This window comes from Stenotrophomonas sp. YJH_SMC_122, from assembly GCF_059369535.1.
Map to the genome: position 1 here is coordinate 1 of NZ_JCAFST010000006.1, position 25,058 is coordinate 25,058.

At 66.3% G+C, this 25,058-nt stretch carries 21 protein-coding genes and 2 pseudogenes; 13 read left to right on the forward strand and 10 right to left on the reverse strand.

The genetic code is table 11. The features are described 5' to 3' along the window. Window positions 1-110 (forward strand): annotated as a pseudogene (locus AC5P66_RS09730) (IS110 family transposase); the annotation flags it as partial. 39 nt (window positions 111-149) lie between these two features. On the opposite strand, the gene AC5P66_RS09735 reads toward AC5P66_RS09730, so the two are convergent. After that, window positions 150-536, reverse strand: coding sequence for a VOC family protein (locus AC5P66_RS09735; protein ID WP_049415490.1), 387 nt, complete (start codon window positions 534-536; stop codon window positions 150-152). A gap of 339 nt (window positions 537-875) precedes the next feature. Between AC5P66_RS09735 and AC5P66_RS09740 the strand changes: the two genes are divergently transcribed. Continuing rightward, window positions 876-2,348, forward strand: coding sequence for a S1 family peptidase (locus tag AC5P66_RS09740; RefSeq protein WP_049415493.1), 1,473 nt, complete (start codon window positions 876-878; stop codon window positions 2,346-2,348). A 55-nt stretch (window positions 2,349-2,403) separates the two neighbouring features. Here AC5P66_RS09740 and AC5P66_RS09745 read toward each other — a convergent pair whose 3' ends face one another. Both AC5P66_RS09745 and AC5P66_RS09750 read right to left on the reverse strand, forming a co-directional pair. Continuing rightward, a complete protein-coding gene (locus AC5P66_RS09745) occupies window positions 2,404-3,111 on the reverse strand; it encodes a helix-turn-helix transcriptional regulator (protein WP_099495317.1) in 708 nt (235 codons plus the stop codon). Next, window positions 3,111-3,746, reverse strand: coding sequence for a Rossmann-fold NAD(P)-binding domain-containing protein (locus AC5P66_RS09750; RefSeq protein WP_099495318.1), 636 nt, complete (start codon window positions 3,744-3,746; stop codon window positions 3,111-3,113). The genes AC5P66_RS09745 and AC5P66_RS09750 overlap by 1 nt, the downstream gene beginning before the upstream one ends. Before the next feature lie 105 nt (window positions 3,747-3,851). On the opposite strand from AC5P66_RS09750, the gene AC5P66_RS09755 reads away from it, so the two are divergent. Next, on the forward strand, window positions 3,852-5,390 hold the full coding sequence (locus tag AC5P66_RS09755) for a GGDEF domain-containing protein (protein WP_495216258.1): 1,539 nt from the start codon (window positions 3,852-3,854) through the stop codon (window positions 5,388-5,390). A 95-nt stretch (window positions 5,391-5,485) separates the two neighbouring features. Here AC5P66_RS09755 and AC5P66_RS09760 read toward each other — a convergent pair whose 3' ends face one another. Further along, window positions 5,486-6,412, reverse strand: a complete 927-nt coding sequence (locus tag AC5P66_RS09760; RefSeq protein WP_049415507.1) for a DUF808 domain-containing protein — start codon at window positions 6,410-6,412, stop codon at window positions 5,486-5,488. Between the two features lie 208 nt (window positions 6,413-6,620). Here AC5P66_RS09760 and AC5P66_RS09765 point away from each other — a divergent pair. Both AC5P66_RS09765 and AC5P66_RS09770 read left to right on the forward strand, forming a co-directional pair. After that, window positions 6,621-8,267 (forward strand): annotated as a pseudogene (locus AC5P66_RS09765) (ABC1 kinase family protein); the annotation flags it as partial. A 244-nt stretch (window positions 8,268-8,511) separates the two neighbouring features. Continuing rightward, window positions 8,512-10,617, forward strand: coding sequence for a phosphoglycerol transferase I (locus tag AC5P66_RS09770; protein WP_099495320.1), 2,106 nt, complete (start codon window positions 8,512-8,514; stop codon window positions 10,615-10,617). A gap of 535 nt (window positions 10,618-11,152) precedes the next feature. Here the strand turns inward: AC5P66_RS09770 and AC5P66_RS09775 are convergent. Together AC5P66_RS09775 and AC5P66_RS09780 are read right to left on the reverse strand one after the other, a co-directional pair. Beyond that, window positions 11,153-13,582, reverse strand: coding sequence for a DUF3772 domain-containing protein (locus tag AC5P66_RS09775; protein WP_099495321.1), 2,430 nt, complete (start codon window positions 13,580-13,582; stop codon window positions 11,153-11,155). Between the two features lie 81 nt (window positions 13,583-13,663). Further along, the gene (locus AC5P66_RS09780; protein ID WP_005419952.1) at window positions 13,664-13,912 is read right to left on the reverse strand and encodes a hypothetical protein; all 249 of its coding nucleotides are present in this window, start codon (window positions 13,910-13,912) and stop codon (window positions 13,664-13,666) included. Between the two features lie 182 nt (window positions 13,913-14,094). Here AC5P66_RS09780 and AC5P66_RS09785 point away from each other — a divergent pair, with 182 nt between their 5' ends. The 3 genes from AC5P66_RS09785 (at window position 14,095) to AC5P66_RS09795 (ending at window position 16,419) form a co-directional block, all read left to right on the forward strand. Continuing rightward, window positions 14,095-14,589 carry a lipocalin family protein gene (locus AC5P66_RS09785; RefSeq protein ID WP_005419954.1) on the forward strand — a complete coding sequence of 165 codons (495 nt, stop codon included), beginning with the start codon at window positions 14,095-14,097 and terminating at the stop codon, window positions 14,587-14,589. A gap of 12 nt (window positions 14,590-14,601) precedes the next feature. Further along, window positions 14,602-15,810, forward strand: coding sequence for an NAD(P)/FAD-dependent oxidoreductase (locus AC5P66_RS09790; protein ID WP_111190774.1), 1,209 nt, complete (start codon window positions 14,602-14,604; stop codon window positions 15,808-15,810). A gap of 126 nt (window positions 15,811-15,936) precedes the next feature. Further along, entirely contained in the window at window positions 15,937-16,419 is a 483-nt protein-coding gene (locus AC5P66_RS09795; RefSeq protein WP_099495323.1) for a hypothetical protein, read from the forward strand. A gap of 204 nt (window positions 16,420-16,623) precedes the next feature. Here the strand turns inward: AC5P66_RS09795 and AC5P66_RS09800 are convergent, their stop codons facing one another. Continuing rightward, a complete protein-coding gene (locus tag AC5P66_RS09800) occupies window positions 16,624-17,058 on the reverse strand; it encodes a PepSY domain-containing protein (protein WP_099495324.1) in 435 nt (144 codons plus the stop codon). Window positions 17,059-17,207: 149 nt separating this feature from the next. Here AC5P66_RS09800 and AC5P66_RS09805 point away from each other — a divergent pair, with 149 nt between their 5' ends. Genes AC5P66_RS09805 through AC5P66_RS09815 form a run of 3 tightly spaced genes read left to right on the forward strand, consistent with a single transcriptional unit; the run spans window position 17,208 to window position 19,473 of the window. Beyond that, a complete protein-coding gene (locus AC5P66_RS09805) occupies window positions 17,208-17,498 on the forward strand; it encodes a PepSY domain-containing protein (protein ID WP_099495325.1) in 291 nt (96 codons plus the stop codon). Next, entirely contained in the window at window positions 17,498-18,157 is a 660-nt protein-coding gene (locus AC5P66_RS09810) for a response regulator transcription factor (protein WP_049415134.1), read from the forward strand. The genes AC5P66_RS09805 and AC5P66_RS09810 overlap by 1 nt, the downstream gene beginning before the upstream one ends. Continuing rightward, window positions 18,154-19,473, forward strand: a complete 1,320-nt coding sequence (locus AC5P66_RS09815) for a sensor histidine kinase (protein ID WP_099495326.1) — start codon at window positions 18,154-18,156, stop codon at window positions 19,471-19,473. Before AC5P66_RS09810 ends, AC5P66_RS09815 begins: the two co-directional genes overlap by 4 nt. 123 nt (window positions 19,474-19,596) lie before the next feature. Here the strand turns inward: AC5P66_RS09815 and AC5P66_RS09820 are convergent, their stop codons facing one another. Together AC5P66_RS09820 and speA are read right to left on the reverse strand one after the other, a co-directional pair. Continuing rightward, complete coding sequence (locus tag AC5P66_RS09820; RefSeq protein ID WP_049439080.1) at window positions 19,597-19,917, reverse strand: DUF6122 family protein; 321 nt, start codon at window positions 19,915-19,917, stop codon at window positions 19,597-19,599. A gap of 37 nt (window positions 19,918-19,954) precedes the next feature. Further along, window positions 19,955-21,844 carry an arginine decarboxylase gene (gene speA, locus AC5P66_RS09825; protein ID WP_049417051.1) on the reverse strand — a complete coding sequence of 630 codons (1,890 nt, stop codon included), beginning with the start codon at window positions 21,842-21,844 and terminating at the stop codon, window positions 19,955-19,957. 191 nt (window positions 21,845-22,035) lie between these two features. Here speA and speE point away from each other — a divergent pair, with 191 nt between their 5' ends. Next, window positions 22,036-22,890: a polyamine aminopropyltransferase gene (gene speE, locus AC5P66_RS09830; RefSeq protein ID WP_010482074.1), complete on the forward strand. Its 855-nt coding sequence runs from the start codon at window positions 22,036-22,038 to the stop codon at window positions 22,888-22,890. A gap of 86 nt (window positions 22,891-22,976) precedes the next feature. Here the strand turns inward: speE and AC5P66_RS09835 are convergent, their stop codons facing one another. Continuing rightward, window positions 22,977-23,882 (reverse strand): aspartyl/asparaginyl beta-hydroxylase domain-containing protein, encoded by a 906-nt coding sequence (locus AC5P66_RS09835; RefSeq protein ID WP_032954620.1) that lies wholly within the window; start codon window positions 23,880-23,882, stop codon window positions 22,977-22,979. A 435-nt stretch (window positions 23,883-24,317) separates the two neighbouring features. Between AC5P66_RS09835 and AC5P66_RS09840 the strand changes: the two genes are divergently transcribed. After that, a complete protein-coding gene (locus AC5P66_RS09840) occupies window positions 24,318-24,977 on the forward strand; it encodes an RIO1 family regulatory kinase/ATPase domain-containing protein (protein WP_049417050.1) in 660 nt (219 codons plus the stop codon). Window positions 24,978-25,058 lie beyond the last annotated feature (81 nt).

Sequence of the window (25,058 nt, forward strand, 5' to 3'; positions counted from 1 at the left end):
ACATTCTCGCCAGAAAGCTGGCCAGGATCGCTTGGGGCGTCTTCAAGAGCGGCCGGGACTTTGACCCGGCCATGCTGAAAGTGGGTCAAACCTGCTTCCAGCAGGCTTGACCACGAACATAGGATCTCGGCTCTACAGAATTCGTGCGATCAATCGCGCGCGACCAAACCCTCGGCGCGACTGTAGACACGCAGGCGGTGACCATCAGGGTCGGCACCGACGAAGGTGTGGCCGAATTCCAGTGTCACCGGTTCCAGCAGAATCCGCACGCCGAGCCCGCGCCACGCATCGTGCATCTGCTGCACGGTCTCCGGGTTGGCGACCACCATCGCCAGTTCGGCGGCACCGGCCTGCGCGGACACCGGCGGCTGCACGTCGTCGCGTTGCCACAAGCACAATGCGGCGCCATCGCCGAGCAGGAACAGGGCGAAACCGGGCGACTGCTCGACCGGTGGCTTGCCGAGAATGCCGCTGTAGAACGTGGCGCTGGTGGCGACGTCGCGCACGTACTGCAGCAGGGTGCTGGGTATGAACATGGGGAACCTCCGTTGTTGGGAGCGTTCATGGTGGAACACGCCTGCTGACATATTCTGTCAGTAGATCAAGCGGATGAAATCGATCGGGTAGAGTCGATCGTCGTTCGAACATCTCGCGTATTTCGGGCACTTCCGCCATCGGATGGAAAAACAGGCGACCCGCTGTGATCTCGCGATATATCGCAAAGCCAAGTCATGATGGGAGCTGTCGTCGGCGATGAACCTTCGCTCGGACCAATCAAAGGGAGACACAGTTACCAGTTGCAACAGACAGAAGTGATTTAGAGTCAAATACAGATGGAACGCCACTTCACGTAATACACATGAAAAGGAAAGTTCATGACCACAATACGCAGTTATCTCCCGTTGTTGGCAGCCATCCTCACCGCCTCTCCCGCCCTTGCGGACGACGCCCCCAAGGATGTAGCAATACAGCACTACGCGGAAACCATGCACATAGGCACGTTCGAAGCCGCGCAACGAATGGATGCGGAACGGGCCGCAGGTAAACTCAGCGCACGGCTTCAGAGGGAGAAGCCGGAGACGTTCGCCGGCCTTTACATCGAGCACTCCCCTGAATTCAGGATCGTGGTGAGGTTCACCGGCGATGCCTCACGCCAACTTTCTGCTTACACCAAGGACCGCCTCTACGTCGCAGAAACCGCGCCACGTTCTCTCGAGCTTCTCCGCGCCACCCAAGAGGAGGTGTCCGATCAGCTCGTCAAGGCCGGCATTGAGTTTGCAGCCACGGTAAACACGAAGAGCTCTATCGTAGAGGTATATGTACGTGATCCCGATGCCGTACGCGCCAGACTGTCCAAACTTCTCTCTGTCGCCGACTTCATCCACATAAAAGAGACCACAGGTTTCATAGAGCCAACAAACACCGTAGCGGGCGGGCGGCGACTGGAAGGCTACCAGCAGCAGCTCTGCACAGCCGGCTTCAACGTGGTCGAAACTGCAACTCGCGAACTAGGCTTGGCCACTGCCGGTCACTGTGACAATGACAATTATCAGCGCAATCCAACCGCTCGCATTCTGTTCAAGAGTGAACGCAACAAAGGATCTTACGACGTTCAGTGGGGTGCACAGCAGCGTGGCGGCGTCATCTTCTCCCAGTCGAACGAAATCATTGTCGATGGGGAAAAACTGACGATAACCGATGAGGCATCACTTGCCGACATGACACCAGGCACAACGGTCTGCAAGTTCGGCGTAACGACCGGTCGCACATGCGGATCCATCAAAGACGCAGAGTTCGCAGCCAACTGGAATGGGGAAGCCGGCACCTACGTCCAAGTCGTCAGCCTTGATGGAACCGTGATGAACAAAGGCGGCGATAGTGGTGGCCCCGTCTATGCCGGCAACTCGGCCTACGGCCTTGTTCATGGCAGGGGAAACGACGGCTCTCCTTGGGCGAATGACCTTTTCTTCATGCCCATAGAGAGGATGTCCACCCTGGGCGTGGCTACCTTGACGAAGCCATTTCAGCTGGACAGCGTTCCGAACGTGTCTGGAACAGGCGCCAGTGTTACTGCCACGATGAACTTCAGTGGGTATCCGAGGTTTCCGGTATATATCAACCTCGAGATCTTGACTTGTCCTGCCGGATGGATCTGCAGCGGTGGCCGCGCCAAAGTCGACAGGAACATCCCATCCCCCATCACCTTCACTTGGGGTTGTACACCAAGTAAACCTGGTGAACCTCAAGTTTCGAGAGTCAGGACATTCTTGGAAGATGCGTCGGGCCTCGTAACCCAGGCCATAGAGTCGACGATTACCTGTACCACCCCGGCCTCCCCCGGCACATAGCCCACCAGCTGTGTAAGCCCACCGCGTTGACGCACAGCGCCATTCCTCGATGTGGTTACGAGCGGTCCAACCAGTCCGGCGCGATGCCCTGCGCCTTCTGCCAGCGCCGCAGCAGCGTGGCGCGCGGCACGAGGTAGCGATCCTCCAGCACGCGCACCTGGCGGATGCGGTCCAGGCGGAAATGGCGGAAGTCCTCGCGGCCTTCGCACCACGCCGCCAGCATCGGCACTTCATCGAAGTAGCCCAGCGCGAACGGCCAGACAATGCGCTCGGTACGTTGGCCCTGCGCATCCTGGTAGGCGAACTGCAGGCGTTGTTGCGCGCTCACCGCTTCGCGCACAGCCTGCAGGCGTGCAGCAGGTACCTTGGCCGCAGCGCGCGAAGGGCCAACGCGCAGGCCGCTATCACGCAAGGCTTCCCGGCGTGCTGCGGGCAGCACATGCGCGATACGCGCCAAAGCATCACGCGCGGCCTCAGCCAGCGCCGGCTCGGTGCGGGCCGCAACCCAGCGCAGGCCAAGCACCAGTGCATCGATCTCGGCGGGCGGCAGGGTCATCGGCGGCAGGGTATCGCTCGGCGCCAGCTGGTAGCCGACGCCGGCCTCACCACGCAGGTCGGCGCCCTGCTCGCGCAGGGTCTCGATATCGCGATACAGCGTGCGCAGGCTGATGCCCAGCGCTTCGGCCAGCACCTGCCCGGCCACCGGCCGCCGATGGCGGCGCAGCAGCTGTTGAAGCTGGGTCAGACGCAGCGCACGCGACATCAGCCGACCAGCGCGCGCGATGCCACCACGTGCTCGCCCGGCTGCGGGGCCAGCGCAGCCTCGACCAGCGCCCTGGCAATTTCGCTGGCCGGGTTGATCCGCCATGCCCGTGGCAACACCGGCCCCAGTGCACCCAGCACCGTCAGTGCCAGGCGTTCGCCGCGGCGAACCTCGTTGCGCTCGCCACCGATCAGTCCTGGGCGGACCAGGGTCAACGAATTGAAGCCCAGCGCACGCAGATCACGCTCCAGCTCGCCCTTCACCCGGCTGTAGAAGATCGACGACTGTGGGTTGGCGCCGGCTGCGGAATTCAGCACATAGGTCTGCGCCCCCTGTGCTTTTGCCAGGCGTGCGAACGCCAGCGGGTAGTCATGATCGATGCGATGGAAGGCCTCGCGGCTGCCGGCCTGGGCCATGGTGCTGCCCAGCGCGCAGATGATCGCGTCCACGCGCGCCCATTCGGGCGAAGTAGGCAACGCGTCGAAGGCCAGCGCCGGGTTCTCCAGCTTCCCGTGAGTCAACGCCAGCGGGCGGCGGGTCGGGGCAACCACGGCGCCACAGCGCGGGTCGTCCAGCAGCCTGCGCAGGGTCAGCCCACCGACCAGGCCGGTCGCCCCCAGCAACATCACGCGCATCACCACCTCCAGTGCGGCATCCTGTCGCCCATCCTAGCCGTTCAAGCCCTCGGCGGCCGCGCCGATATGCTGGAACCAGTCCCTGCCAGCCCCAGGATTCGCTCCATGACGGACCAGCCCGACCACCGCCCTGCCCCCGGTACCGCCCTTGGGCCGCCGGCACGCGTGCGCGCGGTGGTGGACGATGGGCGGGGTGACCGCGTGGTGCTGCAGGGCGGCGGTGGCGCGGCGCTGCAGCAGCTGTTCGCAGGCGCCGACGCGCCGGAACCGCTGCTGGCGGCGTTCGCCAACGGCATGGCCACCCTGCCCGGCGAACTGGGCGACATGGGCGACCGCCTGCAGTCCGCACAGGCCAGCGCCGATTGGCCGCGCTATGGGCGCGCGATGCGGCAGCTGATCGACAAGTACATCCGCACCATCGAGCAGCATTCGCCGGATGGGCAGCCGGAAAGCCTGCGCCTGTCCGAGCAGCTGCGGCTGCTGCTGGGCGGTGCGGTGGTCGCCCTGCTGCAGCATGACCCGGACCTGCGCGAGCAAGCGCAGGCGCTGGCCCTGCGCCTGCGCCAATGGCAGCCGGGCACGGCCCTGGAACCGATCGAACAGGGCGTGCGCGAACTTGGCCACCAGGTCGGCGTACGTGCCGAAAGCTGGCAGGAGCAGCAGGCGCTGCTGCTGGAGCTGTTCGCGCTGCTGCTGGAGAACGTCAGCGAGCTGCTGGATGACCGCAGCTGGCTGCAGGGCCAGATCGCGGCGGTGCGCCAGTTGCTGGACGGTCCGTTGGAAGCGGAAGCGGTCGAGCGCACCCGGGCCGAACTGCGCGAAGTGATCTACAAGCAGGGCCTGCTGCGCCAGGGCATCGACGATTCGAAGGCGGCGATGCGTGGGCTGATGGGCGAGTTCATCGAGCGCATGGACGGCATGGCCACCAGCACCGGCGAGTATCACGACCGCATTGGCAGCTACGCATTGCAGCTGCGCGAGGCGCGCAGCATCGCCGACCTCAACCAGCTGCTGCAGGACGTGATGCGCGATACCGGCAAAGTGCAGCAGCAGGCCGCACAGGCCCGCGATCACCTGGCAAATGCGCGGCAGGAAGTGGAGCGCGCAGAGCAGCGCATTGCCGAGCTGGAGCAGGAACTGCGCGCCGCCGGTGACCTGGCCCGCATCGATCCACTGACCCAGGCGCTGAACCGCCGTGGCCTGGACGAACTGCTGGAGCGCGAGCTGGCCCGTGCCGCACGCAACAACTCACCGCTGGGCGTGGCCGTGATCGACCTGGATGATTTCCACCTGACCAACGACACGCACGGGCATGCCGGCGGCGATGCGCTGCTGCAGCACCTGGTGTCCGTGTGCAAGCTGCTGCTGCGCGCGACCGACGGCATCGCACGGCTGGGCGGCGACGAGTTCGTGCTGGTGCTGCCGGAAGCCCAGGGCGCCGACAGCATGGCCACGGTGCAGCGCCTGCAGCGCTCGCTGGCCCATCGCATGCTGACCGTGCAGGACCAGCGCGTGCCGGTGCATTTCAGCGCCGGGCTGGCGCAGTGGCAGCCCGGTGACGATACCGAAGCCCTGCTGCGGCGCGCCGATGACGCGCTGTATGCCGCCAAGCGGCAGGGCAAGAATCGCGTGCAGGCGGGCTGATGATCCAGCGTGCAGACGCTGTAGCGCCCGAGCCCAGGCTCGGGCGGCGGCGCGCAGCGCCGTAGAGCAGCCGAGCGTGGGCTCGGCTCTACAGATCACTTCCCGCGCAGTTTCTGGAACCCGGTCACCGCTGCCAGCACGATGGCGCCGGCGATGATGCCGACCACCATGTTGCCTACCGCGCTCACCAGCCAGCCCCATTGCCCTTCGCCGCCCAGCGCCTGCACCGCGTGGTGCAGCGCCGGCACGTTGTGCACCAGGATGCCGCCGCCGACCAGGAACATGGCAATGGTGCCGGCCACCGACAGGAACTTCATCAGCCACGGTGCCGAGGCCACCAGCCCACGACCGAAGGCGGCAATGGCACCGCCCTTGCGCGACAGGTACAGCCCGACGTCATCGAGCTTGACGATGCCCGCTACCAGCCCATAGACGAACACGGTCATCGCCAGCGCGACCACGCTCAGCGTGAGGATCTGGTTGGTGAACGGCGCAGTGGCGACCACGCCCAGGGTGAGCACGATGATCTCGGCCGAAAGGATGAAGTCGGTGCGGATCGCGCCTTTTACCTTGTCCTTCTCCCACGCCACCATGTCCACCTGGGTATCGGCCAGTGCCTTGCGGCGTTCGGCCTGGCGCTCGGCATCGTCGTCGGAGGAATGAAGGAAGCGATGCGCCAGCTTCTCCACGCCTTCAAAACAGAGGAAGGCACCACCGATCATCATCAGCGGCACGATCAGCGGCACGTTCCAGCCGCGGCTGTGCAGCCAGGCCTCCAGCGCGCTGATCGCCAGTGCTGCCGGTACCAGGATCACCTTGTTGACCAGCGAGCCCTTGGCCACCGCCCACACCACCGGCAGTTCACGGTTGGCGTTGACTCCGGTCACCTGCTGCGCGTTCAGCGCCAGGTCGTCGCCCAGCACACCGGCGGTCTTCTTCGCTGCGACCTTGGTCAGGACCGAGACATCGTCGAGGAGGGAGGCGATATCGTCGAGCAGGGCGAACAGGCTGGCACCGGCCATGGGGCATCCAGGTAAGGGAATGGGCGGATTCTGACCGATCCGGTGTGGACTGCGGAAGACGTCGGGTTCACTGCGTGACCACCGCCCCCCGGCGACACTGCCGAATCCGGACATTGCCGGCCAGCGGCCGGCGCTACCTGTCTTCGTCGCATGGGAGTTCCGCTTGAGCAATCCGCCCACCGCCAATGGCAATCCCCCGCTGGTCAAAGGCATGAACCGGCGCAGCCAGATCCTGCGCCTGCTGATGCGCTACCGCCATTCGGGGGTGTTCTCGGGCATGAACCTGGACGCCGCCAGCAACCAGGCCGACGTGCCCGCCGATGGCAATCCGGAGCAATTCGTCAGTGACCTGGAGGCCCTGGGGCCAACCTTCGTCAAGCTGGGCCAGATGCTGTCCACACGACCGGACATGGTACCGGTGGAGTTCGCCACCGCCCTGGAACGCATGCAGGAAAAGGTGGCGCCGATCCCGGTCGAGCGCATCCACGCCATCATCGAGCAGGAGCTGGGCGTGGGGGTGAACAAGCTGTTTGCCGCGTTCGATCCCGAGCCGCTGGGCTGCGCATCGATCGCGCAGGTGCATCGGGCGGTGCTGCATGACGGACGCCAGGTGGCGGTGAAAGTGCAGAAGCCTGAAGTGGCCGCGCAGCTGCGCTCGGACCTGGAAGCGCTGCGCAGCTTTGCGCTGGCCGCCGATCACCTGACCCAGGTGGGCCGCCGCGTGCGCCTGCGCGACTGGCTCAACGAGTTCGCAAAGACCCTGATGCAGGAGCTGGACTACCACACCGAGGCCGAGAACCTGGCCCGCTTCGGACGGCATCTGCGGCCGTTCCGCCGCCTGTGGGTACCGCAGCCGATCTGGGACTACAGCAGCCAGCGCGTGCTGACCATGGAGCTCGCCACCGGCGTGCGCGTGGATGCGATCTCTGGCGTGCGCCGCACCGAGCAGGACATGGATCCGCTGGCAGCGGCGCTGATCCGCGGCTACCTGGACCAGATCTTCGTGCATGGCGAGATCCATGCCGACCCGCATCCGGGCAACCTGCGGGTGATGCCCGATGGCCGGCTGGCGATCTTCGACCTGGGCATGGTCGCGCACATGCCGCCGCGCCTGCGCGAGCGGCTGCTGAAGATCCTGTTCGCCGCCGTCGATGGCCGCGGCGAAGAAGTGGCCGACGATCTGATCAGCATCAGCACGCGGCTGGAGGCCTTCGACGAAGAGCGCTACCTGCGCGAGACCGGCCAGCTGATCGCGCGCTACGCCGCCAGTGGCAGCTTCTCCGAAGGCCGCGTGGTGCTGGACATGGTGCGCATCGCCACCGCCTGCGGCCTGCGCACGCCGCCGGAACTGAGCCTGCTGGGCAAGGCCCTGCTCAATCTGGAAACCGTGTGCCGGCTGCTGGCACCGGAGCTGGACACGCGCCGCATCGTCGAGCGCCAGCTGCAGCACGTGATGCGCGCGCGCCTGAAGAAATCCCTGTCGGCGGCCAATATCGCCAGCGAGGCGATGGAGCTGCAGCAGCTGCTGCGCGATGGGCCGCGCAAGCTGTCGGACATCATGGCACTGCTGGCCGAGAACCGCCTGCAGATGAAGGTGACCGGGCTGGAAGAATCGCGGTTGATGGAGAACCTGCAGAAGATCGCCAACCGCGTGGCGGCCGGCATCATCAGCGCCGCGTTGATCATGGCTGCCGCAATGATGATGAAGATCGACACCGGCTGGCACCTGTTCGGCTATCCCCTCATCGCACTGTTACTGCTGTTGATCGGCGTAGTGCTGGGACTGGGCATCGTCACCAGTGCATTGCTGTTCGATCGTCGCGCGCGGGCACGCGAGGAACGCGGGCACCGCTGATGCATCGGCGAAAAGCCGCGTATTCATGCGATTTTTAATGCAATCCAACGAAGTCTTTCACGCTCGTTTTACCTTCGTGGCGTGATTGCGCGCGCGTCATTCCAACAAACATTTCAGTCAGGTTCGTGCATGCACTATCGGGTCATCGGCCTGTCATGTGGATGTGCTTGCAGCAGCGCCGGTCGGATGGACACGCATCGGTACGACGTCCATCACCACCACCCCGTCACTGCCGAAGCTGCCTATGCTCTGGATACTGCTGTTGTCGCTGTTGCTGCTGTGCTGGCTGTTCCTCGCGTCCGACAAGTGGGTGTGGTGGAAGGCCGGCGCATTCTCGCTGCTGCTGCTGATGCTCAGCACGTGGTGGCTGATCGACAAGCTGTCCGGTGATGGGCTCAACGCCGCCACGCTGTACCACCTCGGCGCCGACATGGAAGGCGCTGGTGTTTCCGACTTCAAGGGCTACATCGCCGGCTTCATCGTGCTGGCGCTGGTCTCGCTGCTGCCGCTGTTCGCCACGCGGGTGAAGCGCTGGCGCCGGCCCGGCCACGGTGGCGCGTTGTTCGCCGGCTTCGCGACCGTGTGGGTGGCCACGATCCTGATCAGCCCGCTTGCCCGTGACGGCCAACGCCTCTACCAGCAGCTGCGCCCGGTCGATTTCGCCCGCATCGCCCCCGAGTACCAGGTGCCGACGCAGCCGCTGCAGCGCCCGCGCAACATCGTATGGATCTACGGCGAAAGCCTGGAACGCACCTATCTGGATGAGGCCGTGTTTCCCGGCCTGATGCCCAACCTCAACCGCCTGGCGTCCGAGTCGCTGGACGTGCGTGGCCTGGCCTCGGCCGAAGGCAGCGGCTGGACCATCGCCGGCCTGGTGTCGTCGATGTGCGGCGTGCCGCTGACCACCTCGCAGGGCGACGAGAACAGCATGAACCGCATGGGCAGTTTCCTGCCCAAGGCGGTATGCCTGGGCGACTACCTGAAGCAGCAGGGCTACACCAACCATTACCTGGGCGGCGCCAACGGCCAGTTCGCCGGCAAGGGACAGTTCCTGGCCAGCCATGGCTTCGACGAAGTGCATGACCTGGCATGGTTCAAGCAGCAGAAGAAGATCGGCCGCATCCACTACTCGGCCTGGGGCGTGCACGACGACGTGCTGCTGGACACCGCCTACCAGCGCTTCGAGCAGCTCTCGCGTGCCGGCTCACCGTTCATGCTGACCACGCTGACCATGGACACCCACCACCCGGCTGGGCACCTGCCGGTGTCGTGCAAGGGCGAGCGCTACCGGAGCGGGTACGGCGACATCGGCCTGCTCAATGCACTCAAGTGCACCGACCGCCTGATCTCACAGCTGGTCGAGCGTATCCAGGCCAGCCCGTATGGGAAGGACACGCTGATCGTGATCGCCTCCGACCACCTGGCGATGCCCAACGACCTCAGCCACGTGCTGGCCAAGCAGAAGCGCGAGAACCTGCTGCTGTTCCTCGGCGACGGCATTGCCCCGCAGCAGCTCAGTGCCGACGCTGGTACAACGCTGGATTCCGGTGCGACCCTGCTCAGCCTGCTGGACCCGAAACTGAAGACGATGGGCTTTGGCCGTTCGCTGATCGACCCGCAGCGCGCGCCCAGCGCCAGCGTGGCCGCGCGCCGCGACGATGGCCGCGACTACCCGCAGTACCTGGCCTTCGCCCGCTCACTGTGGCTGGGTGAACCGACCCGCGAGCTGAAGATCGACGGCGACGACCAGGTGGTGGTCGGCCTGCAGCACGTGCAACCGCCGGTTCTGCTGGAGTACGACAAGGACTGGGGGCTGAAGTCTGTCTACCTGGAGAACACCTCGCGCCAGTTCGATGACGCGGATCCGGACAACACGCTGGCCTATGTTGATCGCTGCACCGCGTTCGAAGACGGCTCGGCCGACGGCGACTGGTGTGCGCTGCTCGTCAACCGCGACAACGGCATCAAGCTTTACCGCGACGACGACCTGCGCGGTGGCATCGCGGTGGATGCACCGCTGGATGCATTCCAGGGCCCGCGCCCGAGCGTGCGCCAGGCACACATGATCACCCAGAAGGGACGCCGTACGCGTGCCGGCCAGTACATGCTGCAACTGGTGGCGAGCACGCGCCCGGACCGCGGTTTCTGGATCGAGGCGGTGTCCTCGCAGCGCAAGGTGGTACTGGCCCAGCAGTGGGTGCAGCCCGATGCCAACGGCAAGATCAACGTGTCGTTCGGGCTGGATCACGAAGTGGACGATCTGGAGATCCGCGCGTGGTTGAACCACGCCGAGAAGCTGGCGGTGGATACGTTCGCACTGGTGCCCTCGCGCAGCCGACCACGAGGATAGGGTTCTCTGCAGGGCTGCGCCCTGCACCCGCTACAAACCGGGGCAACGGCAACGGCAACAGCAACAGCGTGCATTCCGTGGGATGGCGGGGCGGTGTCGGAGTGCGGGGACGCCGTAAATCCGTCCCTGGAGGCTTGGCAGCCGCATCCATGCGGCTGACACCCCGCACTCCGACACCGCCCCACCTCTGACAGATTCCTGCGGCTGTCGGTAGGTGTCGACCTTGGTCGACACTTCTGTCAGATATCGAAATCAATCTGGGGTCAGATCCGTTTTCCGGAGGAAAACGGATCTGACCCCAATAGTATTTCCAACAGATCGCGGAAAACTGTCGAAGGCGGGGTGGGTCCGGTTGCGGGAGTGTCCGCGGCATGGATGCCGCGGCCAAGCCCCCATGGACGGGTTTACGGCGTCTCCCGCAACCGGACCCACCCCGCCATCCCTCAGGAAGCCAGCTTTTGCTGTTGCTGTTGAAGTTGCCGGCCAGCGGCCGGCACTACCGCGGGTGCAGGGCGCAGCCCTGCAAATAAACCCCCTACTCCTGCGGATCGCGGGTGATGTGGATGTCGGTCGGGGTCGACAGCGGAATGTTCCGCTCGGCCAGGATCTGCAGCAGGCTGAAGTACAGGTCGCTGCGGGTGGCGTAGACCTGCCGCGGGCTGGCCACGTAAGCGAAGCTGTTGATGGTGATCTGGCCACCGCCAATGCTGTCGATATAGACCGTCGGTGCCGGCTGCTTCAGCACATTGGTGTGCGCGGTGTACGCATCCAGCAGCGCCTGCCGCAGATTGCCGACATCCGTGCTGGGCGGCACCGCGAACTGGATCTGGATGCGGCCCTGGTTGTTGCCCATCGTCATGTTGCGCACGGTCTTGGTGACCAGCTCGGAGTTGGGCACGATCAACGTCGACTTGTCGCCCACCTGGATTTCGGTCGAACGCAGGCTGATGCGGCGGATGTCGCCTTCCTGGTCGCCCAGCTTCACCCAGTCACCGATCTTCACCGGGCGCTCGGCCAGCAGGATCAGGCCTGAGACGAAATTCTGGGTGATCACCTGCAGACCGAAACCGATACCCACTGACAGCGCGCTGACCAGCAATGCCAGCTTGCTCAGCTGCAGGCCCATCGCCGACAGCGCCCAGATCACCGCGATGATGATGCCCACGTAACGGGCAACGGTGCTCACCGAATTACGTGCGCCCAGGTCCAGCTCGGTCTTGGGCAGGTAGGTGTCGGTCAGCCAGCGCTGTACCAGCTGGGTGACGGCCAGGCCAGCCAGCAGCACCAGCACCGCCAGCACGATGCGCACCGGCTCCAGCTTGGTTCCGCCAATGTCGAATCCAGAGGTGAACAGCGAGGAGAAGCGCTCCACCACCGCGCCGATGTTGCCGAACGGTGCCACCAGCGCCAGCAGCGCGATCAGTACGACGATGGTGCGCAGCGCCGCCGACAGCAGCACGCCCGCCTGTTCCAGCCGCGATACGCTCAGGCCGGTGCTGAGCAGGATGGTCTGGCCGACCTTGCTGTCGGCGTTGAGCATCCAGGTGCTCAGGTCATCGACGAACTTGAACAGCAGGGTTGCGGCCAGCACTACGATGCTGCCGCCGATCAGCTGCTGGTTCACGAACTTGGCGAAATTCAGGTAGCCCAGCAACGTGGCGACGATGGCCGCCACCACCGCGATATTGCCTGCTACCCGGGCCAGTACCAGCCAGCTGCTGCGGCGCACCGGCGTGGCTGCCCCCACGCCATCGGCCTGGGCCTCCAGCTTGGCCTCGGCCTCGGCGGTCTGCCGGCGATGCAGGCGCGCCAGGGTCACCAGCATGGCCATGATCAGGCCGAGGTAGGTCAGGGCAATCAGGCCGTCCAACGCCACCGTGGTGACATCGCTGGTGCGCGTAGCCTGGTCGAGGGCCACCAGCACCGTGCTCAGCCAGGCCAGCGCCGCCGCGCCCCAGGCGTACTTGCGCAGCTTCAGCGCGGCGGTGTCGTCCAGGTTCAACAGCCGCCATGACGGGCGCTTGGGCACCAGCAGGCAGGCGCTGAGCGCGGCAATGAAGGCCGCACGGAAGGTGGCGGTCTCCAGGCCGTCGGCCACGACCTGCAGGCGCGGCGCGATGGCATCGATCGCATCCAGCGCCGCCATCAGTACCACCACGGCATAACCGGGCAGCAGCGTGCCCACCAGCAACAGCCACATCGCCAGGCCAGACCGGCGCAGCCGACCCTCCGGCGCGCGCTCGGACGCGGCGAACTGCCGCCCAAGCCTACGCAGCCACAACCGCAGCGGGAACATCATCACCAGCGCAGCCAGCAGGCCCAGCAACGGCGTGCCCCAGCCATGGGTACGGATGCCGGCGACCAGCGCGTCGCGCCCCTGCCCGGCCAACGGCGCAACGCGCGCGATATCGATCGGCAGGCGCTCGGCCACCTTGCTCCACAACGCAGGCGACAGCGGCGAGGCGACCTTCTGGCCCAGTTCTTCCGTACGTTGTGCGGTGCGCTGCTGTTCGATGTCGGTCGCCAGCTGCTGTGCACGCACGGCACTGGCCTTGGCCTGGGCCACCGACGCGGCCACGCCATCGCGCTGCTTGGTTATGGCCCGTCGCTGCGCTGCCAGCTCCGGCGGCTCCGTGGTGCCCTCGGCAGGCGTTCCCAGCTGCGCCAGTTGCTCGTTGATGCGATCCAGCTGCGGCTGCAGTGCCTTTTCCAGCGCCTCGGCGTCACGCCGTGCCTGCGAGGCATTCTCGGACAGCATCGCCAGCGTCTCAGTGGCTTCCGCATCGCCACGCTTGCGCTCGACATCCTTCAGCCGCGAATCGATGTCCGCCAGCTGCTGCTTGGGCGTGGCGTCCTGCTCCTGTGCCAGCACCGGCGCGGACAGCAGGAAGGCTGTGCACAGCAGCAGGACCCACCAGGGCCCCCGTGCACGGATCGATCGCAGGAAAGAAGACACGCCAGACATACCGGTTCGCGCGGACCACCGCGCCTGCGCGCGACTATACGGCACAGGCGGTAAACGGCGGATGGGGGAGGTGCAGCAGTATCAGTACTTCAGCCGCAGTTCTTCCACGGTCGGCTGCTGCAGCGCGTACCAGTCCTGGAACTCTTCCTCGGTGATCTCATCGGGCGCATACACCGCCACCGGGTGCCACTCGTGGTCGGTCGGCAGTGGCTGGCGCGGGCCGGCTCGCAGGCTGTAGCTGACGCCCTCGTAGTCAACCAGATCATCGACCTGAGGCCACTGTTCGCGTGCGAACGCGGATTCACTCTTCAACAGGATCACCTGGTACATCGGCACCTCCACCTCGGTTGGATCAGGAAAACACGGCGCTGGCGGCAGGATACCGCCATGCCGGTGACAACAGGCACGTCGCAGCAGCGACGGATCGTTCTGGACACGGCCATCGCCCCGGCTTCACCCGCCCATGGCGAGCCCATCGGCATCGTGGAGGCCCGCCCTTGCCACGATGACCGATGACCGAGCACCCGCCGCTGAAGACCGTCGCCGACCTCAAGCTGCCGCGCTACCTGGGCACCTGGTACGAGATCGCGCGCCTACCGATGCGCCACGAGCCGGAAGGCTGCACCGATGTGTCGGCGCACTACACCCTGCTCGACAACGGCAACGTCGGCGTCACCAACCGCTGCCGCATGGACGGCGAGATCGAAGAGGCTACCGGCGAGGCCTGCGCCGTCGACAACGACAGCGCGCGCCTGGAGGTCAGTTTCCTGCCCAAGGGCCTGCGTTGGCTGCCGTTCGCCAAGGGCGACTACTGGGTGATCCAGGTCGCCCCGGACTACAGCGTCTCGCTGGTCGGCAGCCCGGATCGCAAGTACCTGTGGCTGCTGGCGCGCGAGCCACGCCTGGACGCGACCGTGCAGGACCATTATCTGGCCGCGGCCCGCCTGCAGGGCTTCGATCTGTCCGAACTGATCCAGACCCCGCATACCGGCCACCCCACCGCCTGAGCACGACCACGCATGGACCTGAAAAGTGGCTACCCCTGGTGGGCAGTGCGCAACGGGCTGCTGCAGGCCTTTCCCCCGCTGGAGCAGGATCTGCGCTGCGACGTGCTGGTGGTCGGTGGCGGCATCACCGGTGCGCTGATCGCCGACGAACTGTCCCACCATGGCCACGAGGTGGCCGTGATCGAGCAGCGCGACATCGGCTGGGGCAGCACGGCCGCGAGCACCGCGCTGCTGCAGTACGAGATCGATACCCACCTGCTGGAACTGGCCCAGCGCTATGGCAAGGACTCTGCCGCCCTGGCCTACCTGGCCTGTGCCGACGCGATCGCGGCACTGGGTAAGGTGGCACGCGGGCTGAAGGACGTGGACTTCCGGCAAATGGACAGCCTGTACCTGGCCAGCCGCCATCGCGACGTGCCGCGCTTGATGGCCGAAGGTGCTGCGCGCCGTGGCATTGGGCTGGACGCCCGCTGGCTGGACCGCAAAGCGCTTCGCGAGCGTTTCGACGTGGATGCCGGCGGCGCCCTGCTGACCCGCCAGGCCGCCCGGGTCGATCCCTACTGTCTGACCTACGGCCTGCTCAAACGCGTGCGCCGCCGCGGCGGCCACGTGCATGACCGCACCGTGCTGCACACGCTGAAGCCTGGCGCGCAGGGCGTAACTGCGATGACCGAGGCCGGCGCCACGGTCCGTGCCCGCCACGTGGTCCTGGCCATGGGCTACGCCAACCAGCGTTGGCTGGAACAGCGGGTTTCGCGCAACCGCAGCAGCTACGCCTTCATCACCGACCCGATCGATGCAGACACGCTGGGCCGGCTGCAGCGCACGATGGTGTGGGAGAGCGCACGCCCGTACCTGTACCTGCGCGCCACCGGCGACCGCCGCCTGCTGGTGGGTGGGCTGGACGACGCCATCGATATCCCGGCGCGGCGCGACCGGCGCGTGCAGCGCAAGGCCGAAAAGCTGATGGATCAGCTCCTGCACTGGTTCCCGCGGCTGGACCCGGTGCCCGCCTTTTCCTGGGCCGGCACCTTCGCCGAAACCGCCGACGGCCTGCCCTTCTTCGGCCCGCACGCGCAGTGGGGGCCGCGGGTCCATTTCGCCATGGCCTACGGCGGCAACGGCATCACTTATTCGATGATCGGCGCCCAGCTGCTGCGGGCCCGGATCGAGCGGCGCAAGCATGCGCTGGAATCGCTGTTCGGGTTCGAACGGTTGTAGCGTGCAGCCAGGCATGGCCTGGCTCTACCGCAAGCGGGCGCCGACAGGCATCATTCAAGCAACCCCTGCTAGCGTCGGCCTGTACCGCCGCGTGTTGCGCGGCCACCTGTCCGCTGGAGCGCCGTCATGATCCGCCCCCTGACCCTGCTGCTGTGCCTGGCCCTGCCGGGAACCGTTCTGGCCCAGTCCGCCGCCGGCGCCACCGCGCCGCAGGCTGCCGGCCTGGACCTGACGCTGCCGCAGGCGCCGATGCGCTACCTCAACGACCCGGCCCTGCAGCAGGACCCGCCCGGCACCTATTACGGTGACAAGAGCGGCCCGCGCGTGCACGACAACGCCAGGATCGCCGACGTCACCGACGACAAGGTCAAGGTGTCCGGCAGCTTCACCACCGGCATCGGCTATTCGAAGAACGGCGGCAACAGCCACTACAACGCGGCCACGCTGAACCTGAGCAAGAACTACACGACCGATGAGGGCAAGACCCACGGGGTCAACCTCAACATCCATGTGAGCGAGGGCAAGGGCCCGGGCTTCTTCGGCCCGTATGGCGGCTACTACGGCCGTGGCCCGGGCTATTGGGACTACCCGCCGCCGTACGGCTGGTAAGCCCTGCGTCGGGCCTGGGCCGACCAAGGTGGCCGCTATCGCTGCGTACGCTTGGTAGGTGTCGACCTTGGTCGGCACGCTTTCTCCCCGTGTGCCGGCCAGCGGCCGGCATCTACCGGTACCTATGCCCGGTAGGTGTCGACCTTGGCCGACACGCTGTCTCCCCGTGTGCCGGCCAGCGGCCGGCACCTACCCGCGCGCGAATCAATCCAGCCAACCATCGCGCTCGCTGTGCAGGATGCGGCCGTCGTAGCCGCTCAGGCGCACCTCCACCTTCTGGTTGCGGGCATTGCGGGCTTCCAGCGACCAGGTCGCACCATCGCGTTCCAGCGAATGGATCTCGCGCAGGCCATGCGACTGCGCCCGTGCCAGCACCTGTTCGGTGGTCAGCAGCGCGCGGTTGCTGTGCTCATCGAAAATCTCACCGGTCTTCGGGTCCACGTAGACCTCGCTGAAGCGGCCATCGGCGCGGCTCACGTCGGCCTCCCACAGGCCGTCATCGCGTTCGATCTCGTGGATCTGGGTGTAACCGGCCTTGCGCAGGGTCTGTTCGACCTGGGCCATGCCCAGCGGCGCGGCCTGTACAGCCGGTGCGATGGCCAGCAGGGCAACAGTGGCGAGAGTGAGCGACTTCAACATGGGGTTCTCCTGTTCGTGTTCGTGGCCGGACCATCCCGGCAACGCCACGATGCATGCCTCGGTTAACAGCGCCTTAGCCGTGTCTGTTAGCCGGCTGTTAGTCATCCCCGCCACACTCGCGCCTGTTCCCCTCTTCCTTCCGTACCCGCATGCTCGCCACCCTGCCCCTGCTGCTGGCCCTGGCCAACGCCCCGACCGCCGCCGCGCCCCTGCAGGACCCGGCGCAGCGGGTCGCGCGTCGCGCCGTGCAGCAGGGCCGCTACGTGCCGCTGGAAAGCGTGGTGCGCGATGCACTCAAGCGCTACCCCGGCCAGCTGCTGGAAGTGGAGCTGGACGACGGCGTCTACGAAGTGGAGATCCTGCGCGGCGACGGCGTAGTAGTGGAGCTGGACTATGATGCGCGCAGCGGAAAGCTGCTGAAGACGGAGCTCGACGACTGATGCGCATCCTGTTGGCCGAAGACGATGCCGCGCTGGCACAGCGCCTGGTGCCCCTGCTGGAACAGGCCGGTTATGTGGTGGCGGTGGTCGCTGACGGCCGCGAGGCCGAAGAAATTGGCCAGATCGAAGACCTGCAGGCCGCCATCGTCGACCTCGGCCTGCCCGGGCTGGATGGCCTGAGCGTGATCGAGCGCTGGCGCAGCAATGGCCGCAGCTTTCCGGTGCTGGTGCTGACCGCACGCGGGCGCTGGCACGACAAGCTGGCCGGCTTCGACGCCGGCGCCGACGACTACCTGACAAAACCTTTCCAGGCCGACGAACTGGTGCTGCGGCTGCGCGCACTGATCCGCCGCAGCCATGGCCACGCCAGCCCGCGCCTGCACTGCGGCCCGCTGCAGCTGGACGTCAACGCCGGCCGCTTCGAGCTGGATGGGCAGGCACTGCCCCTCAGCCCGCAGGAGTTCCGCCTGCTCAGCTACTTCATCCATCACAGCGGACAGGTGATCGGCCGCGACCGGCTGGGCGAGCAGGTGTTCGACGGTGGCCACGACCCAGACTCCAACGCACTGGACGTGCTGCTCGGACGCGTGCGCCGCAAGCTCGGCATCGACCTGATCCAGACCGTGCGCGGCCAGGGCTGGCGGCTGGCCGCGCCGTGAGCCGGCAACCATCGCTGCGACGGCGCCTGCTGCTGGCCGGCGGCGTCGGCCTGCTGCTGGTCTCGCTGCTGGCCAGCGCGCTGCTGGGCGAGCTGTTCAAGCGCAGCGCGCGCGACCGCCTCGACCATGAACTGCAGCAGGACATGCTGACCCTGCTGGCGCAGGCCGAAGTGGATGCGGACGGACAGCTGCGCCTGCGCCAGGAACCCAATGACGCACGCTTCCAGCGCGTGTTCTCCGGTGCCTACTGGCAGATCGCCGGTGCCGATGGCCGCGCGCTGCTGCAGTCGCGCTCGCTGTGGGATGAAACCCTGCCGGCGCCGGTTGCCGGGCCGGCCACCCGCAACCTGCCCGGGCCGCTGCAGCAATCCCTGCGCGCACGCGTGCAGCAGGTGCGCCTGCCACGCGCCAGCGAACCGTTCGTGGCCGTGGTTGCCACTGATCGCAGTGCGCTGGATGCGGATGTCGCCGCGTTCCGCAAGCGCACCGCCATCGCGCTGGGCGTGCTGGTCGCCGCCTGGCTGGCGGTGCTGGCCAGCCAGGTGCACTTCGGCCTGCGCCCACTGCATCGCCTCGGTGTGCAGCTGGAACAGGTACGGCGCGGCGATGCGCAGCGCATCGATACGCAGGGACTGGGCGCGGAGGTCGCACCGCTGGGTGAAGAACTCAACGCGCTGCTGGACCACCAGCAGCGTATGGTCGCGCGTGCGCGCACCAGCGCGCAGGATCTGGCGCACGCGCTGAAAACCCCGCTGAGCGTACTGGCCACCGAAGCCGACGGCGATGGCGCGGACTGGCGGGCCACCGTGCGCGAGCAGAGCGCGCGCATGCAGGCCAGTGTCGAGCGTTACCTGGCTGCAGGACTGGCTGCCGACCATCGCCAGCGCACCGACGTGGCGACCGTCGCACAGGCGATGTGCCGGCTGATGGCACGCGTGCACGACGAACGTGGCATCGCGTTCACGGCGGCAGGCATCGATCCGGCGCTGCAGTTCGCCGGCGCCAGTGCGGATCTGGAGGAGATGCTGGGCAACCTGCTGGACAACGCCGGGCGCTGGGCGCAACAGCAGGTCACTGTCGAAGCGGAAACCAGCGAAGGGCAGCTACGCATCGAAGTGCGCGACGATGGCCCCGGCCTGGCCGCAGACGCGCTGGAACGGGTCACCCAGCGTGGCGTGCGGCTGGATGAGCGCGAAGGCAGCAGTGGATTGGGACTGGCGATCGTGGGCGATATCGCCGCCAGCTATGGCGGGCGCCTGGCGCTGGAAAATGCGCAGCCCGGCCTGCGCGCAACGTTGTGGTTGCCGGTGGGGTGAAGCGACGGTGGGTAGTGCCGGCCGCTGGCCGGCAACCACGTGGTCGCCGGGAACGTCTTGCGCAAGCCGGCCAGCGGCCGGCTCTACCAAGCGCCAATCCGACCTTTCGCCGTGCATCAAGCATCAGCGGTGATGCATCCACCAGCAATCAATTGCGTCCAGCGCGATGTGGATGATCAGACCGATACCGAACAACCGCGTTTTCTTCGGCACGCACAGCCCGGCATAGACCGCGATAGCCGGTGCGGTGTGCAGCGGGTGGAACCCGATGCTGCAGCGGTTCGGTGCATAGATCGGATCGGCCAGCAGGTGGTCCAGGTCGATGATCCAACCCAGCAGCATCAACAACCACGCCGAGGCGAAGCGCTTGCGCCAGAACAGCCATGCCAGCAAGGCTGGCACGGCGGCATGCAGGAACAGGTGGAAGATCGCGCGCGCGCTCATCGGCAACGGTGACACCGGGCGGGCCCGGTGCCGTCCATCACACCAGCGGTTCGTCGGACAGGTAGGTGTAACCGGTCAGGCCGGCTTCCAGCGCCTCCGACAGCTCCTGCGCGCGTTCCGGCGACAGCTGCGCTGCAGCCACGCGCTGCGCATAGGTCGCGCGCAGTTCGTCCAGGCGGTAACCCACGTAGTCCAGCATCACGTCGGTGGTATCGCCGCGGCGCTGCTGGGTGATGGCATAGCCATCTGCATCGGCCAGCACTTCCACCGCGTCGGTATCGCCGAACAGGTTGTGGATGTCGCCCAGGATTTCCTGGTAGGCGCCGACCATGAAGAAGCCGATGCGGTAGCTCTCGCCCGGCTTCATCTTGTGCAGCGGCAGCGAGCTGTCCAGGCTCTCGTTCTCGACATAGGTTTCCACCATGCCGTCCGAGTCGCAGGTCATGTCGGCGATGATGCCGCGGCGGTCCGGGGTTTCATCCAGGCGCTCGATCGGCACGATCGGGAACACCTGGTCGATCGCCCACACGTCCGGGATCGATTCGAACACGCTGAAGTTGACGAAGTACTTGTCGACCAGGCGCTCGTTCAGTTCGTCCAGCACCGGGCGATGGCTCTTCTCGTCGTAGCTCAGACGCGCACGCACGCCGTGGGCGATGGCGTAGAACAGGTCGTCGATGCGCGCACGCTGCGGCAGGTCGATCTGGCCCAGCGCGTAGCTGGCCAGGCCTTCGGCATGGAAATGCTGCGCTTCCTGGAACAGTTCCACCGCCGGGCGCACGTCCAGCTCGTCGTGGATCTCGCGCAGGTGGCGGATTGCTGCCGGCTCGTCGTCGTGCTGGTCCGGCACGCGGCCTTCCTGTGCCTCTTCCACTTCCGACACGTTGGCGATCAGCACCGCGTGGTGCGCGGTCATCGCGCGGCCGCACTCGGTGACGATGCGCGGCGGGGTCAGGCCGAACTCTTCGCAGGCATTGGCCAGCGGCTGCACGATGTTGCTGGCGTAGGAATGCAGGCCGTAGTTGATCGAGCAGAAGCTGCGCGAACGGGTGCCTTCGTAATCCACGCCCAGGCCACCGCCCACATCGACGTGAGTGATCTTCGCGCCCAGGCGCGACAGCTCCACGAAGTAGCGGGTGGCTTCGCGCATGCCGTTGGCGATGTCGCGCACGTTGGAGATCTGCGAGCCCATGTGGAAGTGCAGCAGGTTCAGGCAGTCGGCGTACTCGGTGTCACGCAGCGACTTCCACAGGTCCAGCAGCTGGCGCGGTGACAGGCCGAACTTGGCCTTGTCGCCACCGCTGTTCTGCCACTTGCCGGCGCCCAGCGAGGCTAGGCGCATGCGCACGCCCAGGCCCGGCTTCACGTCCAGCGCCTTGGACTCTTCCAGCACCAGCTTCAGCTCGGACGGCTTCTCGATGACGATGAAGGTCTGCAGGCCCAGCTTGCGGCCGATCAGGGCCAGGCGGATGTACTCGCGGTCCTTGTAGCCGTTGCAGACGATCAGCCCGCCCGGGCGCGACAGCGCCAGCACGGCCATCAGCTCGGGCTTGCTGCCCGCTTCCAGGCCGAAGCCCTCGCCGTGGTGGCTGGCCAGGGTGCCGGCCACGCCGCGGGTCTGGTTGACCTTGATCGGGTACACGGCGGTGTAGCCGCCGCTGTACTCCCAGTCTTGCTGGGCCTGGGCGAAGGCCGCCTGCAGCTTGCCCAGGCGCTGGCCGAGGATGTCCGGGAAGCGCACCAGCAGCGGCAGCTTGGCACCGGCCGCGCGCGCCGCGTCCACCACCTTGGGCAGCGATACCACCGGGCCGTCCGCCCCGGTCGGTCTCACCACCATGTGCCCGGCCTGATCCACGTCGAAGTAACCGTCCGCCCAATGCGGGATCGAGTAGGTCTTGCGGGCTTGGTCGAGGGACCAATCGGTCATTTCAGTCGGCCTTGTTGGCAATAAAAGGGGGGGCATGATAACGCCTATGTGCCCACAGGTTCGTTATCATGCGCGCCCGCGCCCGTGACAGGTTCCAACCTGAACGGGCCGATCCGTCCGGATGTGGCATCTGTGCCACGCGGCCCCGCCCGCCAGCCCGGCTCCACCCCTCCGAACAGGACTGTTTTCCCATGACTGACAGCAACAACTGGTACATCGAACACTTCGAGCGCACCGGCTCGGCCATCGGCTACCGCATCACCGGCAAGCTGGACGAGGTGCAGTCGCCGTTCCAGAAGATCGAGATCTTCCAGACCACCGACTGGGGCAACCTGATGACCATCGACGGGGCCATCATGCTGACCAGCAAGGACAACTTCTTCTACCACGAGATGATCAGCCACCCGGTGCTGTTCACCCACGCCGCGCCCAAGCGCGTGGTGATCATCGGTGGCGGCGACTGCGGCACCCTGCGCGAAGTGCTCAAGCACACCGGCGTGGAGAGCGTGACCCAGTGCGATATCGACGAGCAGGTCACCGTGATGGCGCGCAAGCACTTCCCGGAACTGTGCGATTCCAACGACGACGCCCGCGCCGAGCTGCTGTTCGATGACGGCGTGGCCTACATGGCCAACTGCCCGGCCGGCAGCGTGGACGTGGTGATCGTGGACTCGACCGACCCGGTCGGCCCGGGTGAGGGCCTGTTCAACAAGGCCTTCTACGAGAGCTGCTTCAAGGCCCTGAAGGACGATGGCATCCTGGTGCAGCAGTCCGAGTCGCCGCTGATGCAGCTGGAGCTGATCAACGAAATGCGCACCGAGATGGGCAAGGCTGGCTTCGGTTCGTTCAAGACCCTGCCGTTCCCGCAGCCGTGCTACCCCACCGGCTGGTGGAGCGTGACCATGGCGCGCAAGGGCGACAGCAGCTTCGACTTCCGCCAGGCCGACTCGGCCGCCAAGACCTTCAACACGCTGTACTACACCGCCGCGCTGCACACCGGCGTGCTGGTGACCCCGCCGTTCGTACAGGCGGCACTGAAAGGTTGATCCAAACAAAAACCCGCGCTGGCGACAGCGCGGTTTTTTTCATGTTCCGGTAGTGCCGGCCGCTGGCCGGCAACTTCATGTAACGATCAAAGCGCCCAGATACCCGCGATCACCGCCACCACCAGGCCCCACTTGATCAGCTGGTAGGCCACCACGCTGCGCTCGCGCAGCGCCTTGGCCTTCAGGCGCACCTTGTAGACGCTGCCAAAGGCCTTGTTGACGCCGCCGGTCGGGTCACCCGGCAGGTTCGGCGAGGCGCCACCGGCCAGCAGCGTGGCCGCCACCGCGCGGTTGAACAGCCCCGGCAGGCCGAAGCGCAGCGGGCGGGCGATATCGCAGAACAGGATCACGCGGTCCTGCTGCGTCTCGTTGTGCGCATGGTGGATGTAGGTCTCGTCGAACATCATCCACTCGCCGTCGCGCCAGCTCTTCTTGATGCCGTCCACCTCGATGTAGCAGGCATCGTCGTTGGGCGTGCTCAGGCCCAGGTGCAGGCGCAGCGAGCCGGCGAACGGGTCGCGGTGCGGGCGCAGCTCGCTGCCCGGCGGCAGCTGCGCGAACATCGCCGCACGCACATCCGGGATCGACTCGATCAGCGCCGTGGTCTTCGGGCACAGCGTCTTCGCCGACGGGTGCGACGGGCCGTACCACTTCAGGTAGAAGCGCTTCCAGCCTCGGCGGAAGAACGAATTGAAGCCGGCATCGTTGAACGTGCTGGAGGCGGCGATCTTCTGCGCGTCGCGCAGCGCCAGCGCCTCGTCGCGGATCATCTGCCAGTTCTGGCGCAGCGGCTCCAGCTGCGGGAACTCCTTGCCCGGGTCCAGGAACGGCGTGGTCGGTACCTTCGAGAACATGTACATGACCACGTTGATCGGGGCCATGAAACTGGAGTGGTCCAGCAGCTGGCGCGACCAGCGCGCGCGGACCTTGCCACGGAAGTGGATGTACAGCACGCAGGCCACGAACAGCGCTGCAATGACGATTTTGATGATCAAAGCACTTTCCTCCAGCCGCGGCCGGAACGGGAAACGGGGCGATGCACGGCCAGGCGGCCAGCACCGGTGGGGAACGCGGCAGGGGACGGGGACGTGCCGGAGGGGGCGGCCGCCGATGTCGCGGATTAACAGCTTATGGTCGGCAGGCCGTGCGCCGGGGTCAAGTTGCCCGTGCGCCGTGTTCATCCGGTTGCGAAGGAGGCGCAGGGCTGGGCGCGCAAGCTGTTGATGCTAAAGGCCAACCGGAATAAGTGAGACAGAATTGTCCGATTCTGCGCGACGAACTGTTCCAGTCACGACCCCGACATTTCTCCGACAAATCGTGGAATAGCGAACTGGCGAGTACTAAAATTAACGAAAACTTAGTAACTCCCTGTAACACCGGTTCGCTTGACGCTTTGCGCCACCCACCGGGTCGTCCGAGACCCCGACATGCATCTTCCTGCCCTGCCATCCTCCTCCTGCGGCGATGACGCCGCCTCCCCGCTGCTGCTCAAGCGCGGCGAGCGTTTCCTGGCCCCGGATGTCTACCGCACCTGCCTGGACGGGCGCGAGGCGGTCATCAAGGACTATTCCCGCTACCGCGGCACCCCCGTTTCGCTGATCGCGCGGCTGATGGTGCGCCGTGAAGCACGCATGCTGCAGCGCCTCGGCGGCTGGAAGCATGCCCCCGCACTGCTCGGCACCCTGGGCGGCCTGGCGCTGGGCATGGAGTTCATCCCGGGCCAGACCCTGAGCACCGCGCAGGCCGTGGGCAACGAAGTGTTCGAGCAGCTGCAGCACGCGCTCAGCCGTTTGCACGCCGCCGGCATCACCCACAACGACCTGCATGGCACCAACGTGGTGGTCAGCGGCGGCGTGCCGGTGCTGCTGGACTTCACCTCCGCCTGGCGCGCCCCGCGCTGGCTGCGCCGCAATCCACTGAGCCGGCAGATGCGCCGCAGCGACATGAAGAACCTGCTGAAGATGCGCCAGCGCGTGACCGGCCAGGCCCCGAGTGCCGCGCAGGCCGCGCTGGTGGCCGACCCGGGCTGGGTCGCCGCGGTGCGCCAGGGCTGGAAGCGGTTCTACAAGTGGGCCAAGCGGCGGTAAGCGCTGTTCGCCCTGCATTGCTTGCGCGACTGCTGTTTGCCCCTGCATTTGCCCCGGGCCACACGCCCGATGTGCTCTGCG